Raw genomic sequence first — 17,507 nt, 5'->3', positions numbered from 1 at the left:
TCGCTTTGTATTATTGGCCGGCGTTCTTCTTCGCCTGCTCGACGAATGCGCGGACCGCTTCTTCTGCTTTAACCTTAAAAGTCTGGTTCATAAACGTGACGGACACTTCGGACGAACCGGGTGTTCCTACAATTTTAACATTTTTGGTCGAGGCTGTATAAGTACCGTCCGGGTTGGCCGTGTAGGTGGCATCCTTCGCCTCGTTCTGCACGGCTTTGACCGCTTGACTGCTGAGTTCGGTTAACGCGGCGTTTCCGATACTTTGCAGCGTTTCCTTATAGTTGGCTCCGTAAACCACCAGCGCCCCCACAATGGCGATAACCAGCAGCCACTTGACCACGGTTTTGACGAGACTGACGACGACGAGCAGAACGATGACAGCCACGAGAATCAGCAGCCAGCGCTCCTGAAAAAACGCTATCCAGGCATCCATTTCCTTGTATATCCCCCTTTGTAAAATAAAATACCGGCTCCGCCCGGCGGAAGCTTTTATTCCTCTTCCCGTTTTCTGCGGAGCTCCTTCAATTCCTGCCGAATCTGTTCTTCGCGGTCGGTTTCCTGCTGCACGCTCCGTCTCGTTTTCAGAAACCGGATAACGGCCAAAGCGCCGAGCGCAGCCAGCAGAGCGACGATGAACCGGTCCATACGGCCACCTTCTTCCTTTCCTATTACGTGCCTGAACGCTAACGGTAGCATAAGTACGGGACAAGGGGCGTACATCTAGAAAAGACGAACGGAACCGAGAAGTTGTTTCGCCAGCAAAAATAACGAGGCGGTGTGCTACGTATGAAAACGGCAATATGGCTCTATTTCTTCATGTTTGTCGCATTCTTCGACTTACATGCCCAATACCCCATCCTGACACCCTTCGCCCTGTCCCTGGGCGCGGCGCCTTCTTTTATCGGTCTGATCATGGGCATGTATTCCCTCACCCATCTCCCCGGCAATCTTCTTGCCGGATACGGGGTCGATAAATACGGAAGCAAGCTCTTCATCGTGTTCAGCCTGATTGTAGCAGGTATCGTACTTATCTTTCAATCGCAGGTTAAAGACCCCTGGCAGCTTCTGATGATCCGTTCCATCAGCGGTTTCGTTCTCGCCTTCCTGTCTCCCGCCTGCTTGTCGATGCTGGCCAAAATCGCTAAAGACAGCGTGCACCAGAGCAAGCTTATGGCCGGAAACGGGCTGATCCACACGCTCGCTTCCGTCGTCTCGCCCGCGGCCGGCGCCTATCTCGTCGCCCAGTTCGGCTTCACGGCCTCCTTCACCCTCCTCGGCTGGCTCCTTATCGTGACAGGGCTGCTCTCCATTCCGTGGCTGAAAGAAACGCGCCCGGAACCCGCGGCTCCCCCGCTTCACACGGGGGCCGGTTCCGCAGGGATAAGCGTATCCGCCGCCATGTCGCGCAAGCCGGGAAGCGGCGGCACGGAAGCAGCCGCGCCGTCACCCGGTTCGCAGGGCACCGGACGGAAGGCTGCACAGCTTCATGCGCCGGTAGCGGACAACTCCGGAGGTCTTGCCGGGGGCGCGGACAAAATCCCGTGGATGTTTTATTTCGTTCCGCTGGCGATTTCCTGTTCGCAAGGAATTTTGTTCTTCGAGCTTCCCCTGATGAAAACAGCCCAGTCTTCGCTGCTTACTTCCGGCCTTTTCTTCTCTCTGATCAGTCTCGGCGCTCTCGTTACGCTCAGCATGCTGTTCCTGAACCGGATACCGCCCGCCCACCGGACCGTTTCCGGCGCTCTTGCCCTCGCGGTGCTTTTCTTCGGTCTCGCGGTGGACTGGCCGCTTCCTTTGACGGTCACCCTGTTTATGATCGGGATGGCCAAAGGCCTTATTTTCCCGTCGCTCGCAACCCTACTCGCCGGAATAACGAGCAGCAACCGTTACGGCAGAGTGTTCTCGCTCCTCTCCATCGCGTACTCCATCGGCGCTTTTATCGGTCCGATGGTGGCGGGCAAGCTCCGCGACTCCATCTCGCCTTACTTCATTGCCTTCGTTATCCTCATGGCCGCCCTGACACTGCTTCCGTTCCGGGTTCTGAGACAGAAGCCCGCGGCAGTCTGATAGCCGTCCGTCTCATTTCACGTCCGATTCGGGCAAAAGCACAGGAATTCCTTCTCGCGGCGCCATTGATACAGGGGCGGGTGATCTTCTAATAAAGGAGTGAAGACGAATGGGAACAGTCGGCGGATATGGCGGTTGGACTTCGACGGGAACGATTCTCGTTCTGTTCATTTTGCTGGTTATCATTTCGCGCACCTTCATCTAACCCTATAGCGCCTGCAAAAGGCGCGAAAGACGGCTTGAGCGTTCAAGCCGTCTTTTTGCCGTTTCGACATTTCCCAGGAAATGCACATCGTTCTTTGCCGATCGGACTATTTGTGAGCCGGAATTCTGTCCATTATAATAAATATCGACACTTATCTGCACCTTGAACAGACAAGCGGAATGAGCTTGAACGGAGGAACCGGGAATATGTCTATCGCCATTATTGTAGAGGGAAAAAACGACCGCAGCAGGCTTAGGCGTCTGCTCATCAGTGAAGTGGATATATACTGTACATACGGGACTCCCGGCACCGAAGCTCTGGAACAGCTGAAGAAAAAAGTCGGGACGAGTGAAGTGTATGTGTTTACCGACAACGATTCTTCCGGCAAAAAAATCCGCGGCCGCCTCCGGGACCTGTTCCCGGACGGCGAGCAAATTTACACGAGACGCGGATACGCGGGCGTGGAAGGCACACCCGAGGAATACTTGATCCAGCAACTGGAAAAGGCAGGGCTCGAAGAATACATTGTGTATCCCCCGGCTCCTGCCTTGTAGGTTCCGCCTATTCCTTGCTTAACGTCTTGATGTCCTTCACGATGGTTTTGTAATCAAGATCGGGTCTGCCCGGATTGTAATACGTACGAATCTGGCCTTTTTTGTCCACCAGCAGGATGACATTGGAATGGGTGAAATTCCCCGTGTTGTCCTTCGTGACTCCGATGGAGTACTTCTTGGCCAGCTGTGCCATTGCCTGTTCGTCCGTGCCGGTCAGAAATTTCCATCCCGTGAAATCGGCGCGGTTGCGGACCGCATACTCCTTGAGGGCGGCAGGATTGTCTCTGGCCGGATCAAACGAAATCGATACGATGTCCGCTTTGTCCCCAAATACTTTCTGGGCTTTCATCTCATCCTGGACTTTGGATAAAAAATTGGTCGTTATCGGACATACGTCCGGACAGCTTGCGAAAAAGAAATACACCAGTTTAACCTTGTTGTCCAAATCGGAAGAAGAAACCTTCTTGCCTTCCGTATCCGTCAGTTCAAAAGGCGCCGCGGTGCCGACCGGCTTATCCTTCAAATAAGCGCTGGCCTGCTCCTGACCGTATAATTTGTAGGCAAACGATGCGATGATCGCAAGCAGAACGACGGTAATACCTACCTTAAACCAGTTTTTTGCCCAAAATCCACCCGCCATAAATACACTTCTCCCCTCTAAATAAACATCCCATGTCGCAATGTCGCCATGGGATGTCTTGTTCATCTGGATTCAAGTTTGGGTAATCTACTTTATAAGTTCATAATGGTCGAATCGACCACCATGATCAAAAACAGCAGTGTCAGGTAATTCACGGAATAAATGAACATGCCTTTGGCCCATTTGTCGTCATCTTTCGTCTTAAATCCTTTGTAGCCCATAAAGGCCCAGATCAGCCCCATAATCGTCGCCGCGAAGAAATACAGCGGTCCAACGTGAGCGTCTCCGCTATAGAAGAAGAGAAGCTGGGAAACCGGCACCAGCAGGACGATGTAACGCATCATGCTTACTTTGGTGACGTAGTTGCCTTTCACGACAGGCAGCAGCGGATAACCGGCTGCACGGTATTCTTCCTTCCTGCGGATTCCAAGCGCCCAGAAGTGCGGCGGTTGCCACAGGAACATGATGAGGAACAGGATGAGCCCGGTCATATCGAGCTTGCCTGAAACGGCGCAGTAACCGATCACGGGCGGAACCGCTCCGGAAAAGCTTCCCGCGAACGTGCTCCATACGGAAGTACGTTTGAAAATAGCCGTGTAAACCCACACATACAGGAAAAGACCGGTCAAACCGAGAAGAGAACTTAACGGGTTCACGGCGACAAACAACAGGGCAATACCCGCGATGCCGAGAATAATCCCGTAGCCGAGCACCACGGACGGCTTGATTTTGCCGCTTACGGTAGCCCGCTTCTTCGTCCGTTCCATTTTGGCGTCCATATCGCGGTCCAGGTAGTTGTTAAGCACCGTTCCCGAAGCCATGACAAGCGCCGTGCCGACCAGGGTGAAAATCATCAGGAAAAACCAGTCTATCGTAAAGTTTCCCGCCGATGCGATCCAAAATCCGCCGAAAGCGGTAATCAGATTAGAAAATATAATCCCCGGCTTGGTCAGGGCGAAATAATCTTTCCATGTAGCCGGCTCCGAAGGAACGTCAGTCTGCGCCGCCGATTCGACTTCCGCTTGATGATCCGCGTGAAGCACCGTATCGGGAGCAGCCTTGTATCCTAATTGTTTATCCAAGGATCTCAACCTCCATAGAAATTCATCAAAACCATAACGAGTCATCTGTCTTTCGTACCCACTCATCATATCAAGCAGGACCACGTTTGACAATGTAATGGCATGAGTTGTCATCATATTGTCGAATTCGGACAGACGGTCCCGTCACGTTCCCGACGAATTCTTTCCTAGACGTCACAAAACGGATTTAGTATAGTTAAATTAATCGTTTTAGGAAAATTAAAGAAAGCAGTTAGAAAAGATTTAGATTCCTAAACATTTTCCTAACAATTTTCATCAACCTCATGCAAGGAGGGTCCCCCTTAATGTCGAGCATTCTGATCATTGAGGACGATAACAGCATTGGGGATATGATGTCGATTTACCTGGCGGAAGACGGCTACACGGTAAAACGCGCTTCGGACGGTCAATCGGGGCTCCGGTTTTTCAAAGAATTCGAGCCCGACCTGATCGTCCTGGATATCATGCTCCCCGATTCCGACGGGATGAAGCTGTGCGCGGATATCCGCAGTCTGTCTTCCTTGCCTATCCTCATGGTTTCTGCGAAGAACGATGTGTCCGACCGCGTGAAAGCCCTGCTGATCGGCGCCGACGATTATTTATGCAAGCCTTTCAGCATGCGCGAGCTTTCCGCCAGGATTCAGGCTCTTCTCAGACGGTCTCAAATCGTACAGGCCAAATCCGCCCCTGCGGTTAGGGAGGCTCCGCCGTCCATTCATGTGGATACCGATAAGCGCTGTTTATACGTCAACCACACACCTGTGGAAACAACTTTCTCCGAGTTTGAACTTATTAAACTGCTTTGGCTGCATGAGGGAAAAGTGTTCAGCCGCGAAGAGCTGCTTAACCGGATCAGGGGCATCGATTCTTTTGTAACGGAACGGGCCATAGACGTACATATCGCGAATTTGCGCAAGAAGATCGAAGTCGATCCCAAAGATCCCAAATACATCAAAACCGTGTGGGGAGTCGGATATAAATTCGTTCTCGCCGCGGAATAGCCCTAATGAATACCTTGTCGACGGCTTTTGTGCCGGCGCAAGGTTTTTTTTGTGTCACGAGACAAGCGCCTAGACCATATGCTAAGTAGGGAAAAGCGCCCATCCGGCAAAAGCCGGCGCAACAGCGAACCTAGTGGGCATTATAAGGAGGGTGTACTCCCATGACGATCAGTTCAAATCCAGGCAGCAAATCGTACGGCACAACAGCTCCCGGTTACACGACTTATCCGTCTTACCCCGGATCCGCGCAGGGCGGCTATCCTTCGTTCCCGGGTTCCCAGTTACCCGGAACCTCGTTTCCGGGCTCACAATTCCCCGGCTATCCGTCTTATCCGGGCCAATTTCCTCCTCCGGGAGCGGGATCGGGCGGCACTGGGGTCCCGAGCGGAGGCCCAATAAGCCAGCTTCCCCTGGAAGAATCGTTCATCGAGAACATTCTGCGGCTCAATCTGGGTAAAGTCGGCACCTTCTACATGACGTACGAGAACAATAAAGAATGGAACGCGAAAATTTTCCGCGGCGTTATCGAAGCGGCGGGGCGCGATCACATCATCATCAGCGATCCCAAAACGGGCATGCGCTATCTTCTGCTGATGGTCAATCTGGATTACGTGACGTTTGACGAGCCGCTGAACTATTTCAACAAGCCGGTTCAGCCCCGGTAACGGATTCAGGACGAAGCCCCGGCAGACAGCCGGGGCTTTCCTTTTGCCCGCCCGGCAGCTTTATTTCGCTTAAGTCATAGGCTCTTTCAGGTTCTAACCCGTCTCTAAAGGTTAATGAAACGTAGCCGGAATGCCCTTCTATTCATCCGGACCGATGGACCGGAAATGCCAGATGTGCAGCTTCTCCCCGCCGCCTTTGATCCACGGGTGCATACGCCCCCATATAGGATCTCCGCCGCTGAGACGGACTTCCCGCATACGAGTGTATTCGTCAGGGGAAACGGGAGTCCATATCTCGACGAACAAGTTAGGCTGGTCTGTCCCTTCCAATAAGGAGAGTTTTTCGTTATCCCGGAGTCTTTCCCGCATAAAGGACAGGAAAGCCTCGCGCGATTCAGGCAGTATGGCGTATTCAACAAAAACTTTACTCATTTTTCCCCTCCGCTTGATTTAAATTCACACCGAACATGGTAAACTATAATATACCGTCAAAGACAATTCCAGCTTAGGAGGAGAGCCAGTGGATACGGGAACCCATTTAGTCATCGGCTTCGGCCTCGCCGGCTTATCCATGGTGGATCCGGTAGTAGCCTCCAACCCTTCGGTCATGACCGCTGTTTTCATCGGGACCGTATTGGGCTCGCAGGCTCCGGATTTCGATACCCTGCTCAGATTCAAAAACAATGCCGTCTATATCCGCAATCACCGCGGCATTTCGCATTCCCTGCCGTTCGTCGCTCTTTGGACTCTGCTTATCACAGGTGTTCTCGCCCTTATTTTCCGGGGTGTGCCCGTCCTGCATTTAGGAATGTGGGTTTTGATCGCCGTGGCGTTTCATGTCTTTACCGATTTGTTCAACACCTACGGAACGCAGGCCTTCCGGCCTTTTAACCAGAAATGGATATCGTGGAACATTATCCACATTTTCGATCCGTTTATTTTTACCGCTCACCTTGTCGCGATATTTCTGTGGGCCGTTCACGCCGCGGAACCCACCTTGATTTTCCCGGTGCTGTACGGGCTGATCGCTCTCTATTACGTATGGCGGACACTCGCCCACTATCTGGTGGAAAAGAAGCTGCCGGTCCAAGATCCCGCACACAAAGCCGGGGATAAATATATGGCCATTCCCACCTATAGTTTAACGGCGTGGAATGTGGTCAAGCAGGGCGAAGACGGCCTGTACACCCTTGGAGACTTGCGAAAAGGGAATCTCCGGTGGATCGATCAGGTCCAATGCGACATCCATCCGGCGGCGGAAGCGTCCAAAAGCCATAAGGACATCCAGGCTTTCCTTTATTTCTCGGGCCATGCGTGCGCTCAGGTGATTGAAAAGCCCTGGGGTTATGAAGTAAGATGGAGCGATGTAAGGTATCGGCACCGCAAGCAGTATCCGTTCGTTGCCGTGCTGCTCATGGACCACAGCTACAAGCCGCTCGATTCCTATATCGGCTGGCTCAGCGACGACCGTCTTCAGAAGCGGCTCCGTGTGGACAGCTACTAGAGCGGGGCACGGCATCGCTTATGTACGACGGTTAATCCGCGCCGATACCGGCGCGGTTTTGCCGTGTCCGCATCGGCGGGATCACAAGGCAAAGCCCGAGGGACAAGTCCCTCGGGCTCATATGAAGACTGCGTATTACAGTTTCCGCAAGATTAGCGGCCTTGACCTTGACCTGCCAGCTGTTGCTCAGCGATTTGCACCAGACGACGAGTGATGTGTCCACCGATCGCGCCAGTGTCACGAGAAGCCATGTAACCGTAGTAACCATCTTGAGGAATTTGAATGCCGAGTTCTTGAGCTACTTCGTATTTCAATTGTTCCAGAGCTTGGTTAGCTTGAGGTACTACCAGTACGTTGCTGCTGCGAGATTGTCCAGTTCCCATTGGGATCAGACTCCTTTCGGTCAGTTAAGATTCTTGATGTATTTGCAAGCTTGCAAAGATAGTATGTGACGGTTGAAGAATTCTATACGCATCTCAAACAAAAAAAACTTTGAAAGCAGGGGATTTTCAATGAGTCGCGGACTCGCACTACTTTTTGCCGTGATCGGCACTCTACTTCTGGCAGGCATCAGCTTCGCCATCGCCCTGAGGGAGCCGCTGCTGGTCGTGCTGTTTATCGTCTTGTCCATCGGTTTTATGGGATTCGGATTCGCTACAAAAGCAAAAATGCGCCGCAAGCGGGAAGCCTCGGGGAAACAATAACCCGAAGCGCCGCTGCGGCGCTTTTTTTAATTTGCTTTACAGAAGAACAAAGCCCATCCGTTCTTTAACCTGCTTAATCGTTTCTCCCGCAACCTCCGACGCTTCGGCCGCCCCCTTGCGGAGCACATCGTAAAGCTCTCCGGATTCGCGGATCTCGCGGTAACGCTGCTGAATCGGCTCCAGCGCCGCCACGACGACTTCGGCGAGATCTTTCTTGAAGGCGCCGTAGCCTTGGCCTTCGTATCTCGCTTCCACCTCGGCTACCGTCATATCGGCACATTGGGAATAAATGCCCATGAGGTTGCTCACTTCCGGCTTGTTCTTAGGATCGAACTTCACTTCGCGGCCCGAGTCCGTCACGGCGCGGCTGAGCTTTTTGCGGATTACCGAAGGCTCATCCAGCATGGCGATGAAGCTGCCGGGGTTCGGATTGCTCTTGCTCATTTTCTTGGATGCATCGTCCAGCGACATGATGCGCGCCCCCACTTCCGGAATATACGGCTCCGGAATCGTGAACGTATCCCCGTAGCGGTGGTTAAAGCGGGCCGCCAGGTCGCGCGTAAGCTCCAGGTGCTGCTTCTGATCCTCGCCTACCGGAACGAGGTCCGCGTTGTACAGCAGGATGTCCGCCGCCATCAGCGAAGGGTACGTGAACAGCCCGGCGCCGACAGATTCCTTACCGGCCGATTTGTCTTTGAACTGGGTCATCCGTTCCAGTTCGCCGATGTAAGTCAGCGTCGTCAGGAGCCATCCCAGCTCGGCATGCTCCTTGACTGTGGACTGCAGGAAGACGCTGGCTTTGGCAGGGTCGATTCCGCAGGCCAGATAAAGCGCCGCTACCGATTCCGTCTGTTCTTTCAATGCCGCCGGGTCCTGAGGAACCGTGATGGCATGAAGATCTACGATCATGAAATAGCATTGATGCTCGTTCTGGAGTTTAACAAAGTTGCGAAGGGCCCCGATATAGTTGCCGAGCGTTAATTGACCGCTTGGTTGAATGCCCGAAAGTACGCGTTTCATGACAAAACCTCCTGTTTGGATCTGAATTTTGATTGGAAAATAAACGCAAAAAAGGCCTCTCGTCGAAGGGACGAGAGACCGCGGTGCCACCCTTATTCGTTTGCCTGCTGCAGGTACCGCACCCGAAATCCGCGGACCACAAAAAGAACAAACCTTCGTCTCCGATAACGGGGAGAAAAGCCGTTTCCGTATACTGGGAAAGGTCCATGCGGCTTAAAAAAAGCAGCTGGTTCCATGAACCGTCATCGCCGGTCCGCTTTCCGTTCCACTTTAAGCTCGGGGATCCATTCGGCCTGCATGTTCCGCCGGTTCACACCACCCACCGGCTCTCTGTACGGAACGAATACCGCTTACTTGTTCCCGTCTTCGCGTTGATTGCATCGATTTTTATTTATTATACCCCGTTTGCTCTTAATGTCAACGACAGCGGCAACTACAGCCAGGTCGTTTTCTCTTCATAAGGGGCTCTTGCCGTAGGTTTCGCAGGCTCTGCCGGGTGACCGATAAAAAGAGTCCCGACGACCTTCCGGTTCTCGGGCGAACCGATAAACTCGTGCATGCGCCCGTCATGGACCAGCCCCACTCCCCGGGTCCGCCAAACAAGGCCCAGACCCATCTCTTCGGCCGTAAGCCACATGCCGTATATCGCGCAGGCGGCCGCATATTCGTTGTCGCGGCTGGAAGGTTCGTCGCCGGGAATGACGTCCGCAGTCACGACGATGACGAGCGGCACGCCTTTGACGGCCTTCATCGTCTCTTCCACCAGATGAGGCTTGGTCGGAAATCTTTCCGTCAGAAAAGCTTCGGCAGCAGCCTCATAGCGTGCTTTGGCTTCTCCTTGGATGACGTAAAAATGCCAGGGCTCTCTGAGCCTGTCGTTAGGCGCTGTAACGGCCGCTTGCAAAAGCGTGCGGATATCCTGCTCCTCGACCGGATGCTCCGTGTACCCGCGCACGGCACGCCTTTTGTTCAGCAGGTCCAGAATAGATGCTGCGGCTGTAGTCATGTATGGTGCACCTCCGAAAAAGTTTGGGTTACAGATAACTTCGGAATGTTAGTCATTCCTTAAAATCGTTCGGTATGGCTCAAAAACAGCAAGCTGAAACCATCTCTTCTCGCACAAGGCAAAAAGGTCATCCGGGAATTTGGGCCGTGCTGTTAAACAAGGCCGTCCCGCATCTTCCGGAAAAGAAGGCATTTCTTGATCCATCTGCGCGGCATGTCGGGATTGGAAGCGAAATGAAGATGGGTGTACCCCGATACGAGGCTGCCGTTAAGCGCCCCCTCTTCCTTCGATCCGCGCATTCCTTTCGTTTGGTACGCGGGCGGGAGCGTCGCAGACGCCGCAGGCTCGAATACGGAATAATGGAATTCGTGCCCTCTCGCGGTATCGCCCGGACCGAGCAGGAAATTCCCTTCCGTCCCCGTCGCTTCCCTGTAGCCTAACGCCGCAAGCTTGGTCTGCATAGTCACCTTGCCCGGAACGAGGCCAAGCATCGGATACTGCCTGCCGGAGGTGTCCACGATCGCGTCGGTCAGGAACATATACCCGCCGCACTCCGCCAAGGTCGGCAGACCCGATCCGATGCCCTCGGCGATGGACTGCTTCATCTCCTGAAGCTCCGCCAGGCGTTCGGCAAACTCCTCCGGGAACCCTCCTCCCAGGTAGAGCCCGTCAGCACCTGCGGGCAGCTTCTCTCCGGCAAGCGGGGAGAAATAAACGAGCTCCGCCCCGTAAGCTTGAAGCAGTTCCAGATTTTCCGGGTAGTAGAAATGGAAAGCCGCGTCTTTGGCGACCGCGATACGCACCCGGGGTTCCGGCGGGCGAACCGTCTCGGAAGCCGCATCCGCGTCCGCGCCTGTCAGCGGGCTGCGCGACGCCTCCGGGGCTGTGCCGCCTCCATCCGCTTCCTGCGGCCGGAAGATCCGGGCAGACGCTTCCAGCGGCTCCGTATCGGCAGCCTGCAAAAGCCGCTCCAAATCCGTATGAGCGGAAATGCGCTCCGCCAGCTGCGAGAAGAACGGCGACAGCTCGCCCCGCCCGATGGACGGGACCAGCCCCAGATGACGCTCCGGCATCGCCAGATTCTCGTCCCGCAGCATGTACCCGATTACCGGGACCCCGCACTCCTGCTCAATAGCGTCCCGGACGATCCGGTAATGCCCCTCGCTGCCGACCAGATTGGCGAAAACCCCGGCGATCCTGACGCGCGGGTCCAGAAGCTGGAAGCCCTTCACGATGGCGGCCGCGCTGCGCGCCATGCTTTTGCAGTTCACGACCAGAATGACCGGGCAATCAAGCAGCAGGCTGATTTCGGCCGAGCTGCCTTCGTTCGTTTTCGGGTTTTTGCCGTCATAAAAACCCATTACGCCTTCGATGACGGCGATGTCGGCGTCCCGGGACGCCCGGCAGTAAATCTCGCGTACGGTGTCCGCCGGAAGCATCCAGCTGTCCAGATTGCGGGACAGACGGCCCGTAACCGCGGTGTGATAGGTCGGATCGATATAATCCGGACCGCACTTGAAGCCTTGTACGGACAAGCCTCTCGCTTTCAAAGCGGCCATAACGCCGATCGTGACCGTCGTCTTGCCGACGCCGCTGCCCGTTCCTGCGATGAGGAGCCGCTTAGCCCGGCTGACGATCAGACCGCCCGCTTCCGGGACAAAATCTGCGGCAGACGTTTCCGCCGTTCCGGAGAGGATTCCCGGTTCTTTTTCCTGCTCAGCAGCCATCTCTGTCCCTCTCTTTCCATGTGCCGTTATTTACTGGGGAAGCTCTTCCGTGAACGGCTGAATGCCGACTGAAATCGTTACGTTTCCCGATTTTTTCTTCACAAGGGCCAAGGGGACGGAGCCGCCGATGTATCTTTGGACAGCAGGCTCGCTGACCCCGTACGCGCCCGTATATTTGAACACGGTAGGAGACGGCTGATTCATCGGCATTTCGTTCAGCTCCTCCGGCGTATAAGTGACCAAAGGCCAGCCATACTTGCCGCAAACGGCCAAAAGCCCCTCCTCATCCGCCTTCAGGTTGATGGTGCACACCGTCTTCACGCTGCGGATCGAAAAATCCAGTTCGGCCAGCGTGGAGGCGATCACTTCTTCGATCTCTTCCGCCGGGGTTCCCCGGTTGCAGCCGATACCGAGTACGATCACCTTCGGCCGGTAAAGGACGCCGTTGCTCAGAATCGCTTGCTCGGCCGATGACAGCAGCCGGTGCGTGACGACGAGCGCCGCATGCGGCGCCGCTTCCAGCGCCTCTTGCACGCTGCCGTAGCTACGGATATTTGGCGGAACGGGGGTGTCCAGAGTCCACCAGCCCGGCTCCCCGGATTCGATGACGACGGCGACCGGCTCTTCGTTGACTACCGAAGCGCTGACCGGGGTCAGTTTGTCGGCGGATTCCCATTCCCAGCCGAACCGGCGGCCGAATAAATCGACGGCGATCGTTTTCTGGACATCCGAAGCGGTCGTGATGACCGCACGGGCCCCCATCGCGGCGGCGACTTCACGGGCCAGCTCGTTCGCGCCGCCCAAATGTCCGGACAGCACGCTGATGACATGTTCCCCTTTGTCGTCGATGACGACGATGCCCGGGTCTTTTTTCTTGTCCTGCAGCAGCGGCGCAATCATGCGTACTACGGCTCCGAGCGAGATGATGCAGATAATCCCTTTATACGCGGGAAATAACGCGGGAAAAAGCATCCTGACGCTGCCTTCGAACAATTGGATGCCCCCGTAAGGGCTGCTTGCTGTGTTGGGAGCAGCCGCTCCGACTACAGCCGCATCGACTGGCGTGGTCCCGGCCGTACCGGCGGATGCGATACCAGCCGGGGATACCGCCGCGTTTGCGGCTGCCGCCCGGGCCGATGCCTCAGCTCCAGCCTCGCTGGAACCCGCGGCCCGGCCCCCGTCTGCGCTTGCGGACGTTAATTCCTCCGCGCTACCGGCAAAGACAACGTCCTCATCGCCGCGCGAGAATTTGCTCATGTAATACACGTCCACGCCGCCGAAAGACCGGAGCAAGTTACGGGCAAGCTCCACCCCGTGCTTCGTGATGGCGATAACCGCGTAATCGGAGCGTACCCGGATTTCCGGCGCGATTCCTTCCTGGAGGGAAATCATGGCTTCACCCCGCGGCGATAGCGGTGCGTAAACGATTTGTCATACAGCTTCGAGCGGTATTCCTTATCGTGAATATGAGGGTCCAGCGCCCATCCTGCAAGAATCATCGCATGGGAGCGAATCCCGTTGCTCCGCATATCCGCTTCCAGATTCTCCACCGTCGTGCGGACGATCAACTGGTCGGGCCAGGTTGCTTTCTGAACGACGGCTACCGGCGTATCCTTGCTCCAGCCCGCTTCCAGCAGGTCTCCGACGACCTTTTTGACCAGAGTTGCGCTTAAATACAAAGCCAGGGTGCAGTGATGCTTGGCCAGCTCACGAAGCTGCTCGGCTTCCGGTACAGGCGTTCTGCCCTCCGCCCGCGTCAGAATGAGCGTCTGAGTGAGGTCCGGAATCGTAAGTTCCGCCTGAAGCGCTGCGGCGGCGCCGAATACCGAGCTTACGCCCGGAATAATTTCTACGGGAACGCCTGCTTTTTTGAGCAGAGTCATCTGTTCCATAATCGCTCCGTACACGGCAGGATCGCCCGTATGAACGCGCGCGACCAGCTTTCCTTCCTCCACCCGCTTGATCATAAGGGCGACCATTTCGTCCAGCTCCATGCCCGCGCTTTTGAGCACCTCGGCCTCGGGTTTGGCCCGGGCGATCAGGTCGTCGTTAACAAGTGAATCTGTATACAGGACGACATCGGCCTCCTGCAGCAGACGAAGTCCTTTTACCGTGATCAGATCGGGGTCTCCGGGCCCCGCGCCGATAATAACCACACGGCTCATTTTCTCACCACCATCAAAGTCAGATATTCAAGCTGCCGGCCCTGGAGCTCCCGCACATCCAGCCAGACGGATTCTTCGGCGGACGTCACTTTCGTGAGCACGGCCGCTTTGTCCGTAAGACCGAGGTCCCCGAGCACTTGCAGCATAAGATCGATCACTTTCGCCACCTTGATAAACACGACGCAGTCGTGCTCTTCGATCGCTTCCCGGACCGCCCCGTAATCGTCCGTTGCCGGAACGATGGCGATCCGCTCGTCTCCGTCGGCCAGCGGAATGCCCAGCCGGGATGCCGAGGCGTTGACGGAAGAAATGCCCGGGACCGATACGGTTTTCGCTTCGGGATGGCGCTGCTTGAGAAAACGCATCATATGGATAAACGTGCTGTAAAGCATGGGATCGCCTTCCGTAAGAAACGCGACATCCCGGCCCGCGGCCAGATGTTCCCATACGGCATCCACCGTCTTGTTCCAGCTTTTTTCGAGGGCTTCCCGGTCTTTCGTCATCGGAAAAGTCAGCCCCAGCATTTCCTTCGCCGTCGTATCGACGTAAGTCTCCGCAATCTTCAGCGCGTAGCTCTGGGCACCGCTTTTTTTGCGCGGGTACGCGATTACCGGGGACTGCTTGAGAATGCGGAACGCTTTAACGGTCAGAAGCTCCGGGTCCCCCGGACCGACTCCAAGCCCGTACAGGGTCCCTGTTCCGCTTGATTCCGCGCGATTCGCGGGTTGCCCGGCACCACCCGAACGGGGGCCGCTTGCTGCATATTCGCTCATGTGGCTGTGTCTCCTTTTTCTACAGGTATGTCGAATGTATCCGTGTTCTCTTCAGGAGGGTGCGCGGCCGTCAAGATATAGACCGGATTCAGCGCGTCAAAACGCGTCAGCTGCAAAATCGGCTTGCTCCGCGAAATCTGGACGAGCTGGATGTCCGTCCGCATCCCTTCTTCGGCAAAAGCGCGCATCGCATCGCTTAAATTCTCTATGGTGACGGCATTAAGCACAATGCGGCCCCCTTTCTTCAGCCGCGAAGCGCAGATGCGCAGGAGTTCTCTCATCTCTCCGCCGGTACCGCCGATGAAAATCGCATCGGGATCGGGGAACGCCTCCAGTCCTTCAGGCGCCCTTCCGTGCACGGCCATCAGATCGACCCGGAAACGCCGCGCGTTTGCATGGCAGTTGGCGAGGTCTCCCTCGTTTTTTTCGATGGCAAAAACCGCTCCCTCGCGGGCGATTCTTCCCGCTTCGATGGCAACGGAGCCGGTACAGGTCCCGATGTCCCACACCACGCTGTCCGGCCGGAGAGCGAGCTGGGCAAGACTCAGCACGCGCACCTCGCGTTTGGTGATAAGCCCTTTGTCCGGCTTGCGCTGGGCGAACTGCTCATCGGAAATGCCGAGCGGCCAGACCGGTGAAGGACCCGTACGCTTCAGCACCACCAGGTTAAGCGGAGCGCACTCGGTACGCGCAAGCTGCTCCAGCTCGTACCAGCCCGTGCGCTCGGCGGCTCCCCCGGCATTTTCGGCTACGAAGGCGCCGTATTCGGTCATGCCGTACTCGAGCAGATAAGCGGCGATAGCGGCCGGCGTATTATGCTCGTCCGTCAGCAGCGCTACCTTCGGCCTGCCGTCGATTCGCTGGGCAAGGCCCTTGATGCTGCGGCCGTGCAGGGACACGACGTGCGCGTCCTGCCAGCTCTCGCCCATCCGGGCGAAAGCAAGCTGGAGCGAGCTCAGGTACGGATACAGCTCTACCTGGAGCTTACGCGCGAGCAGGGAGCCGATGCCGTAGAACAGGGGATCGCCCGACGCCAGCACGACAACCGTCCGATCCTCTGCCGCAAGCTGGTCCGTTATTGCCGACAAGCCGCCTTTCAGCACCTTCTTCTCCCCCCGGTAATCCGGAAAAAAAGCCAGATGCCGCTCCCCTCCGACCAGCACCTCGCTTTCCTCGATCCACTGCCGGTACGCCGGGAGCAGGCTGTCCGCTCCGTTGTCCCCTATCCCGATCACTTTAATGGGTTTGTTCACTTGTCTTTCCCCTTTCCGTATAAAACAGCCTGACCCAGAAGCTGGGCTTTCATGGAGATCAGGAACGTTTCAATCGTGACAGATCCGTCGTTCTCCCGCGCCGTCTGCTCCATTCCCATTTCCTTCAAGCTTTCCCGGCAGCAGCGGCTGCTCATTTCCTCGAAGAAAGCCGTCAGGCCCAGCTCCTGCATCCGGTCCCCCACCTGGGAGGCCGTGTTGGCCGAGAGCACCTCGCCGATGAGCTCGGCATCCGCGCCGGCCGCTTCCGCGAGCTCGGCCAGAAACCCGAAATCCACCGGGGCGCTTTTGGAATGGACCATCATGACGCCCTGCGCCAGCTTAGAGAACTTGCCCATCATGCCGACGAGCGTAATCTTCTTCACGCCTTGGCCCCGGCACTGCTTCAAAGCGAAGCCGACAAAGTCCCCCATCTCGACAAAAGCTTCTTCCGACAGCCCGGGATACAGGTCGATGCCGAACTTCTCCGAACGTCCTCCGGTCGAGAGCACGATGTGCTCGCAGCCGCAGCGTACGGCGACGCGGATCGCCTGGGCCACACTCGCTTTGTAGGCCGACGTGGAAAAAGGGACGACGGTTCCCCGCGTTCCCAGAATAGAAATGCCGCCGATGATCCCCAGACGGCCGTTCAATGTTTTCTTCGCGATTTCCTCGCCGTCCGGAACGGAAACGACTACTTGAACGCCGCGGTCGGAACCGTAAACGTTCAGGACGTCTTCTACCGCTTCCCGGATCATTTTGCGCGGAACGGGGTTGATCGCCGCCTCGCCGACCGGAACGGGCAGACCCGGTTTCGTGACCCGGCCTACTCCGATTCCGCCGTCGATGACGATCCCGGGTTCCGATAGCCACTTCACCTCGGTAATAATCCGGGCGCCGTGAGTCGCATCGGGGTCGTCGCCCCCGTCTTTGACCGTCTCGGCAGAAGCCGATTCCTCTCCGACGGAGCAGGCCGTCATCGTGAACGTGACGACCTCCCCGATCGGCAGCCGGATCGTCGCTTCGCTTTGCAGCTCCTGCTCGATCAGCGCGGTCAGAGCCGCCTTGGCCGTAGCCGCGGCACAGGAGCCTGTCGTGTAGCCGTGGCGGAGCGGTTTGGCTGCCTGCTCTTCCATAGGCGTAA

The 17,507-nt window shown here is 56.2% G+C and carries 21 protein-coding genes; 7 read left to right on the top strand and 14 right to left on the bottom strand.

Annotated elements, in window-relative coordinates:
• Positions 1 to 10: 10 nt before the first annotated feature.
• Complete coding sequence (locus AC2TF6_RS06145; RefSeq protein WP_491310341.1) at positions 11 to 433, bottom strand: hypothetical protein; 423 nt, start codon at positions 431 to 433, stop codon at positions 11 to 13.
• 56 nt (positions 434 to 489) lie between these two features.
• Complete coding sequence (locus tag AC2TF6_RS06140; protein WP_370001018.1) at positions 490 to 645, bottom strand: hypothetical protein; 156 nt, start codon at positions 643 to 645, stop codon at positions 490 to 492.
• Between the two features lie 141 nt (positions 646 to 786).
• Here AC2TF6_RS06140 and AC2TF6_RS06135 point away from each other — a divergent pair, with 141 nt between their 5' ends.
• The 3 genes from AC2TF6_RS06135 to AC2TF6_RS06125 all read left to right on the top strand — a co-directional run bounded on the left by AC2TF6_RS06135 (position 787) and on the right by AC2TF6_RS06125 (position 2,826).
• Positions 787 to 2,067 carry an MFS transporter gene (locus AC2TF6_RS06135; protein ID WP_491310340.1) on the top strand — a complete coding sequence of 427 codons (1,281 nt, stop codon included), beginning with the start codon at positions 787 to 789 and terminating at the stop codon, positions 2,065 to 2,067.
• Between the two features lie 109 nt (positions 2,068 to 2,176).
• A complete protein-coding gene (locus tag AC2TF6_RS06130; protein ID WP_491310339.1) occupies positions 2,177 to 2,272 on the top strand; it encodes a YjcZ family sporulation protein in 96 nt (31 codons plus the stop codon).
• Positions 2,273 to 2,478: 206 nt separating this feature from the next.
• On the top strand, positions 2,479 to 2,826 hold the full coding sequence (locus AC2TF6_RS06125) for a toprim domain-containing protein (protein WP_491310338.1): 348 nt from the start codon (positions 2,479 to 2,481) through the stop codon (positions 2,824 to 2,826).
• A gap of 7 nt (positions 2,827 to 2,833) precedes the next feature.
• Here the strand turns inward: AC2TF6_RS06125 and AC2TF6_RS06120 are convergent, their stop codons facing one another.
• Positions 2,834 to 3,466, bottom strand: coding sequence for an SCO family protein (locus tag AC2TF6_RS06120; protein WP_491310337.1), 633 nt, complete (start codon positions 3,464 to 3,466; stop codon positions 2,834 to 2,836).
• 92 nt (positions 3,467 to 3,558) lie between these two features.
• The gene (gene cyoE / locus AC2TF6_RS06115) at positions 3,559 to 4,548 is read right to left on the bottom strand and encodes a heme o synthase (RefSeq protein ID WP_491310336.1); all 990 of its coding nucleotides are present in this window, start codon (positions 4,546 to 4,548) and stop codon (positions 3,559 to 3,561) included.
• 305 nt (positions 4,549 to 4,853) lie between these two features.
• On the opposite strand from cyoE, the gene AC2TF6_RS06110 reads away from it, so the two are divergent.
• Both AC2TF6_RS06110 and gerQ read left to right on the top strand, forming a co-directional pair.
• A complete protein-coding gene (locus tag AC2TF6_RS06110; protein WP_491310335.1) occupies positions 4,854 to 5,549 on the top strand; it encodes a response regulator transcription factor in 696 nt (231 codons plus the stop codon).
• Positions 5,550 to 5,710: 161 nt separating this feature from the next.
• Positions 5,711 to 6,214 (top strand): spore coat protein GerQ, encoded by a 504-nt coding sequence (gene gerQ, locus AC2TF6_RS06105; protein ID WP_491310334.1) that lies wholly within the window; start codon positions 5,711 to 5,713, stop codon positions 6,212 to 6,214.
• A 138-nt stretch (positions 6,215 to 6,352) separates the two neighbouring features.
• Here the strand turns inward: gerQ and AC2TF6_RS06100 are convergent, their stop codons facing one another.
• Positions 6,353 to 6,646: a hypothetical protein gene (locus tag AC2TF6_RS06100; protein ID WP_491310333.1), complete on the bottom strand. Its 294-nt coding sequence runs from the start codon at positions 6,644 to 6,646 to the stop codon at positions 6,353 to 6,355.
• Positions 6,647 to 6,734: 88 nt separating this feature from the next.
• Here AC2TF6_RS06100 and AC2TF6_RS06095 point away from each other — a divergent pair, with 88 nt between their 5' ends.
• Positions 6,735 to 7,718 (top strand): metal-dependent hydrolase, encoded by a 984-nt coding sequence (locus AC2TF6_RS06095; RefSeq protein WP_491310332.1) that lies wholly within the window; start codon positions 6,735 to 6,737, stop codon positions 7,716 to 7,718.
• A 152-nt stretch (positions 7,719 to 7,870) separates the two neighbouring features.
• Here AC2TF6_RS06095 and AC2TF6_RS06090 read toward each other — a convergent pair whose 3' ends face one another.
• Positions 7,871 to 8,101, bottom strand: coding sequence for an alpha/beta-type small acid-soluble spore protein (locus AC2TF6_RS06090; protein ID WP_491310331.1), 231 nt, complete (start codon positions 8,099 to 8,101; stop codon positions 7,871 to 7,873).
• Between the two features lie 129 nt (positions 8,102 to 8,230).
• Here AC2TF6_RS06090 and AC2TF6_RS06085 point away from each other — a divergent pair, with 129 nt between their 5' ends.
• A complete protein-coding gene (locus tag AC2TF6_RS06085; protein ID WP_009673090.1) occupies positions 8,231 to 8,422 on the top strand; it encodes a DUF5325 family protein in 192 nt (63 codons plus the stop codon).
• A 36-nt stretch (positions 8,423 to 8,458) separates the two neighbouring features.
• Here AC2TF6_RS06085 and trpS read toward each other — a convergent pair whose 3' ends face one another.
• The 8 genes from trpS to AC2TF6_RS06045 form a co-directional block, all read right to left on the bottom strand.
• Positions 8,459 to 9,442 carry a tryptophan--tRNA ligase gene (trpS, locus tag AC2TF6_RS06080; protein WP_491310330.1) on the bottom strand — a complete coding sequence of 328 codons (984 nt, stop codon included), beginning with the start codon at positions 9,440 to 9,442 and terminating at the stop codon, positions 8,459 to 8,461.
• Between the two features lie 433 nt (positions 9,443 to 9,875).
• Positions 9,876 to 10,448, bottom strand: a complete 573-nt coding sequence (locus AC2TF6_RS06075) for a nitroreductase family protein (protein ID WP_491310329.1) — start codon at positions 10,446 to 10,448, stop codon at positions 9,876 to 9,878.
• A 152-nt stretch (positions 10,449 to 10,600) separates the two neighbouring features.
• Entirely contained in the window at positions 10,601 to 12,175 is a 1,575-nt protein-coding gene (locus AC2TF6_RS06070; protein WP_491310328.1) for a cobyrinic acid a,c-diamide synthase CobB, read from the bottom strand.
• A 30-nt stretch (positions 12,176 to 12,205) separates the two neighbouring features.
• Positions 12,206 to 13,567 carry a cobalt-precorrin 5A hydrolase gene (locus AC2TF6_RS06065; RefSeq protein ID WP_491310327.1) on the bottom strand — a complete coding sequence of 454 codons (1,362 nt, stop codon included), beginning with the start codon at positions 13,565 to 13,567 and terminating at the stop codon, positions 12,206 to 12,208.
• Positions 13,564 to 14,340 (bottom strand): precorrin-4 C(11)-methyltransferase, encoded by a 777-nt coding sequence (gene cobM, locus AC2TF6_RS06060; protein ID WP_491310326.1) that lies wholly within the window; start codon positions 14,338 to 14,340, stop codon positions 13,564 to 13,566. Before cobM ends, AC2TF6_RS06065 begins: the two co-directional genes overlap by 4 nt.
• Entirely contained in the window at positions 14,337 to 15,113 is a 777-nt protein-coding gene (gene cobI / locus AC2TF6_RS06055) for a precorrin-2 C(20)-methyltransferase (protein ID WP_491310325.1), read from the bottom strand. Before cobI ends, cobM begins: the two co-directional genes overlap by 4 nt.
• On the bottom strand, positions 15,110 to 16,366 hold the full coding sequence (gene cbiE, locus AC2TF6_RS06050) for a precorrin-6y C5,15-methyltransferase (decarboxylating) subunit CbiE (RefSeq protein ID WP_491310324.1): 1,257 nt from the start codon (positions 16,364 to 16,366) through the stop codon (positions 15,110 to 15,112). Before cbiE ends, cobI begins: the two co-directional genes overlap by 4 nt.
• On the bottom strand, positions 16,363 to 17,499 hold the full coding sequence (locus AC2TF6_RS06045) for a cobalt-precorrin-5B (C(1))-methyltransferase (protein ID WP_491310323.1): 1,137 nt from the start codon (positions 17,497 to 17,499) through the stop codon (positions 16,363 to 16,365). Before AC2TF6_RS06045 ends, cbiE begins: the two co-directional genes overlap by 4 nt.
• Positions 17,500 to 17,507 lie beyond the last annotated feature (8 nt).

Source organism: Paenibacillus sp. JNUCC 35 (assembly GCF_058269095.1).
The sequence above is the reverse complement of the archived record's forward strand: the minus strand, read 5'-3'. Positions and strand labels throughout refer to the sequence as shown.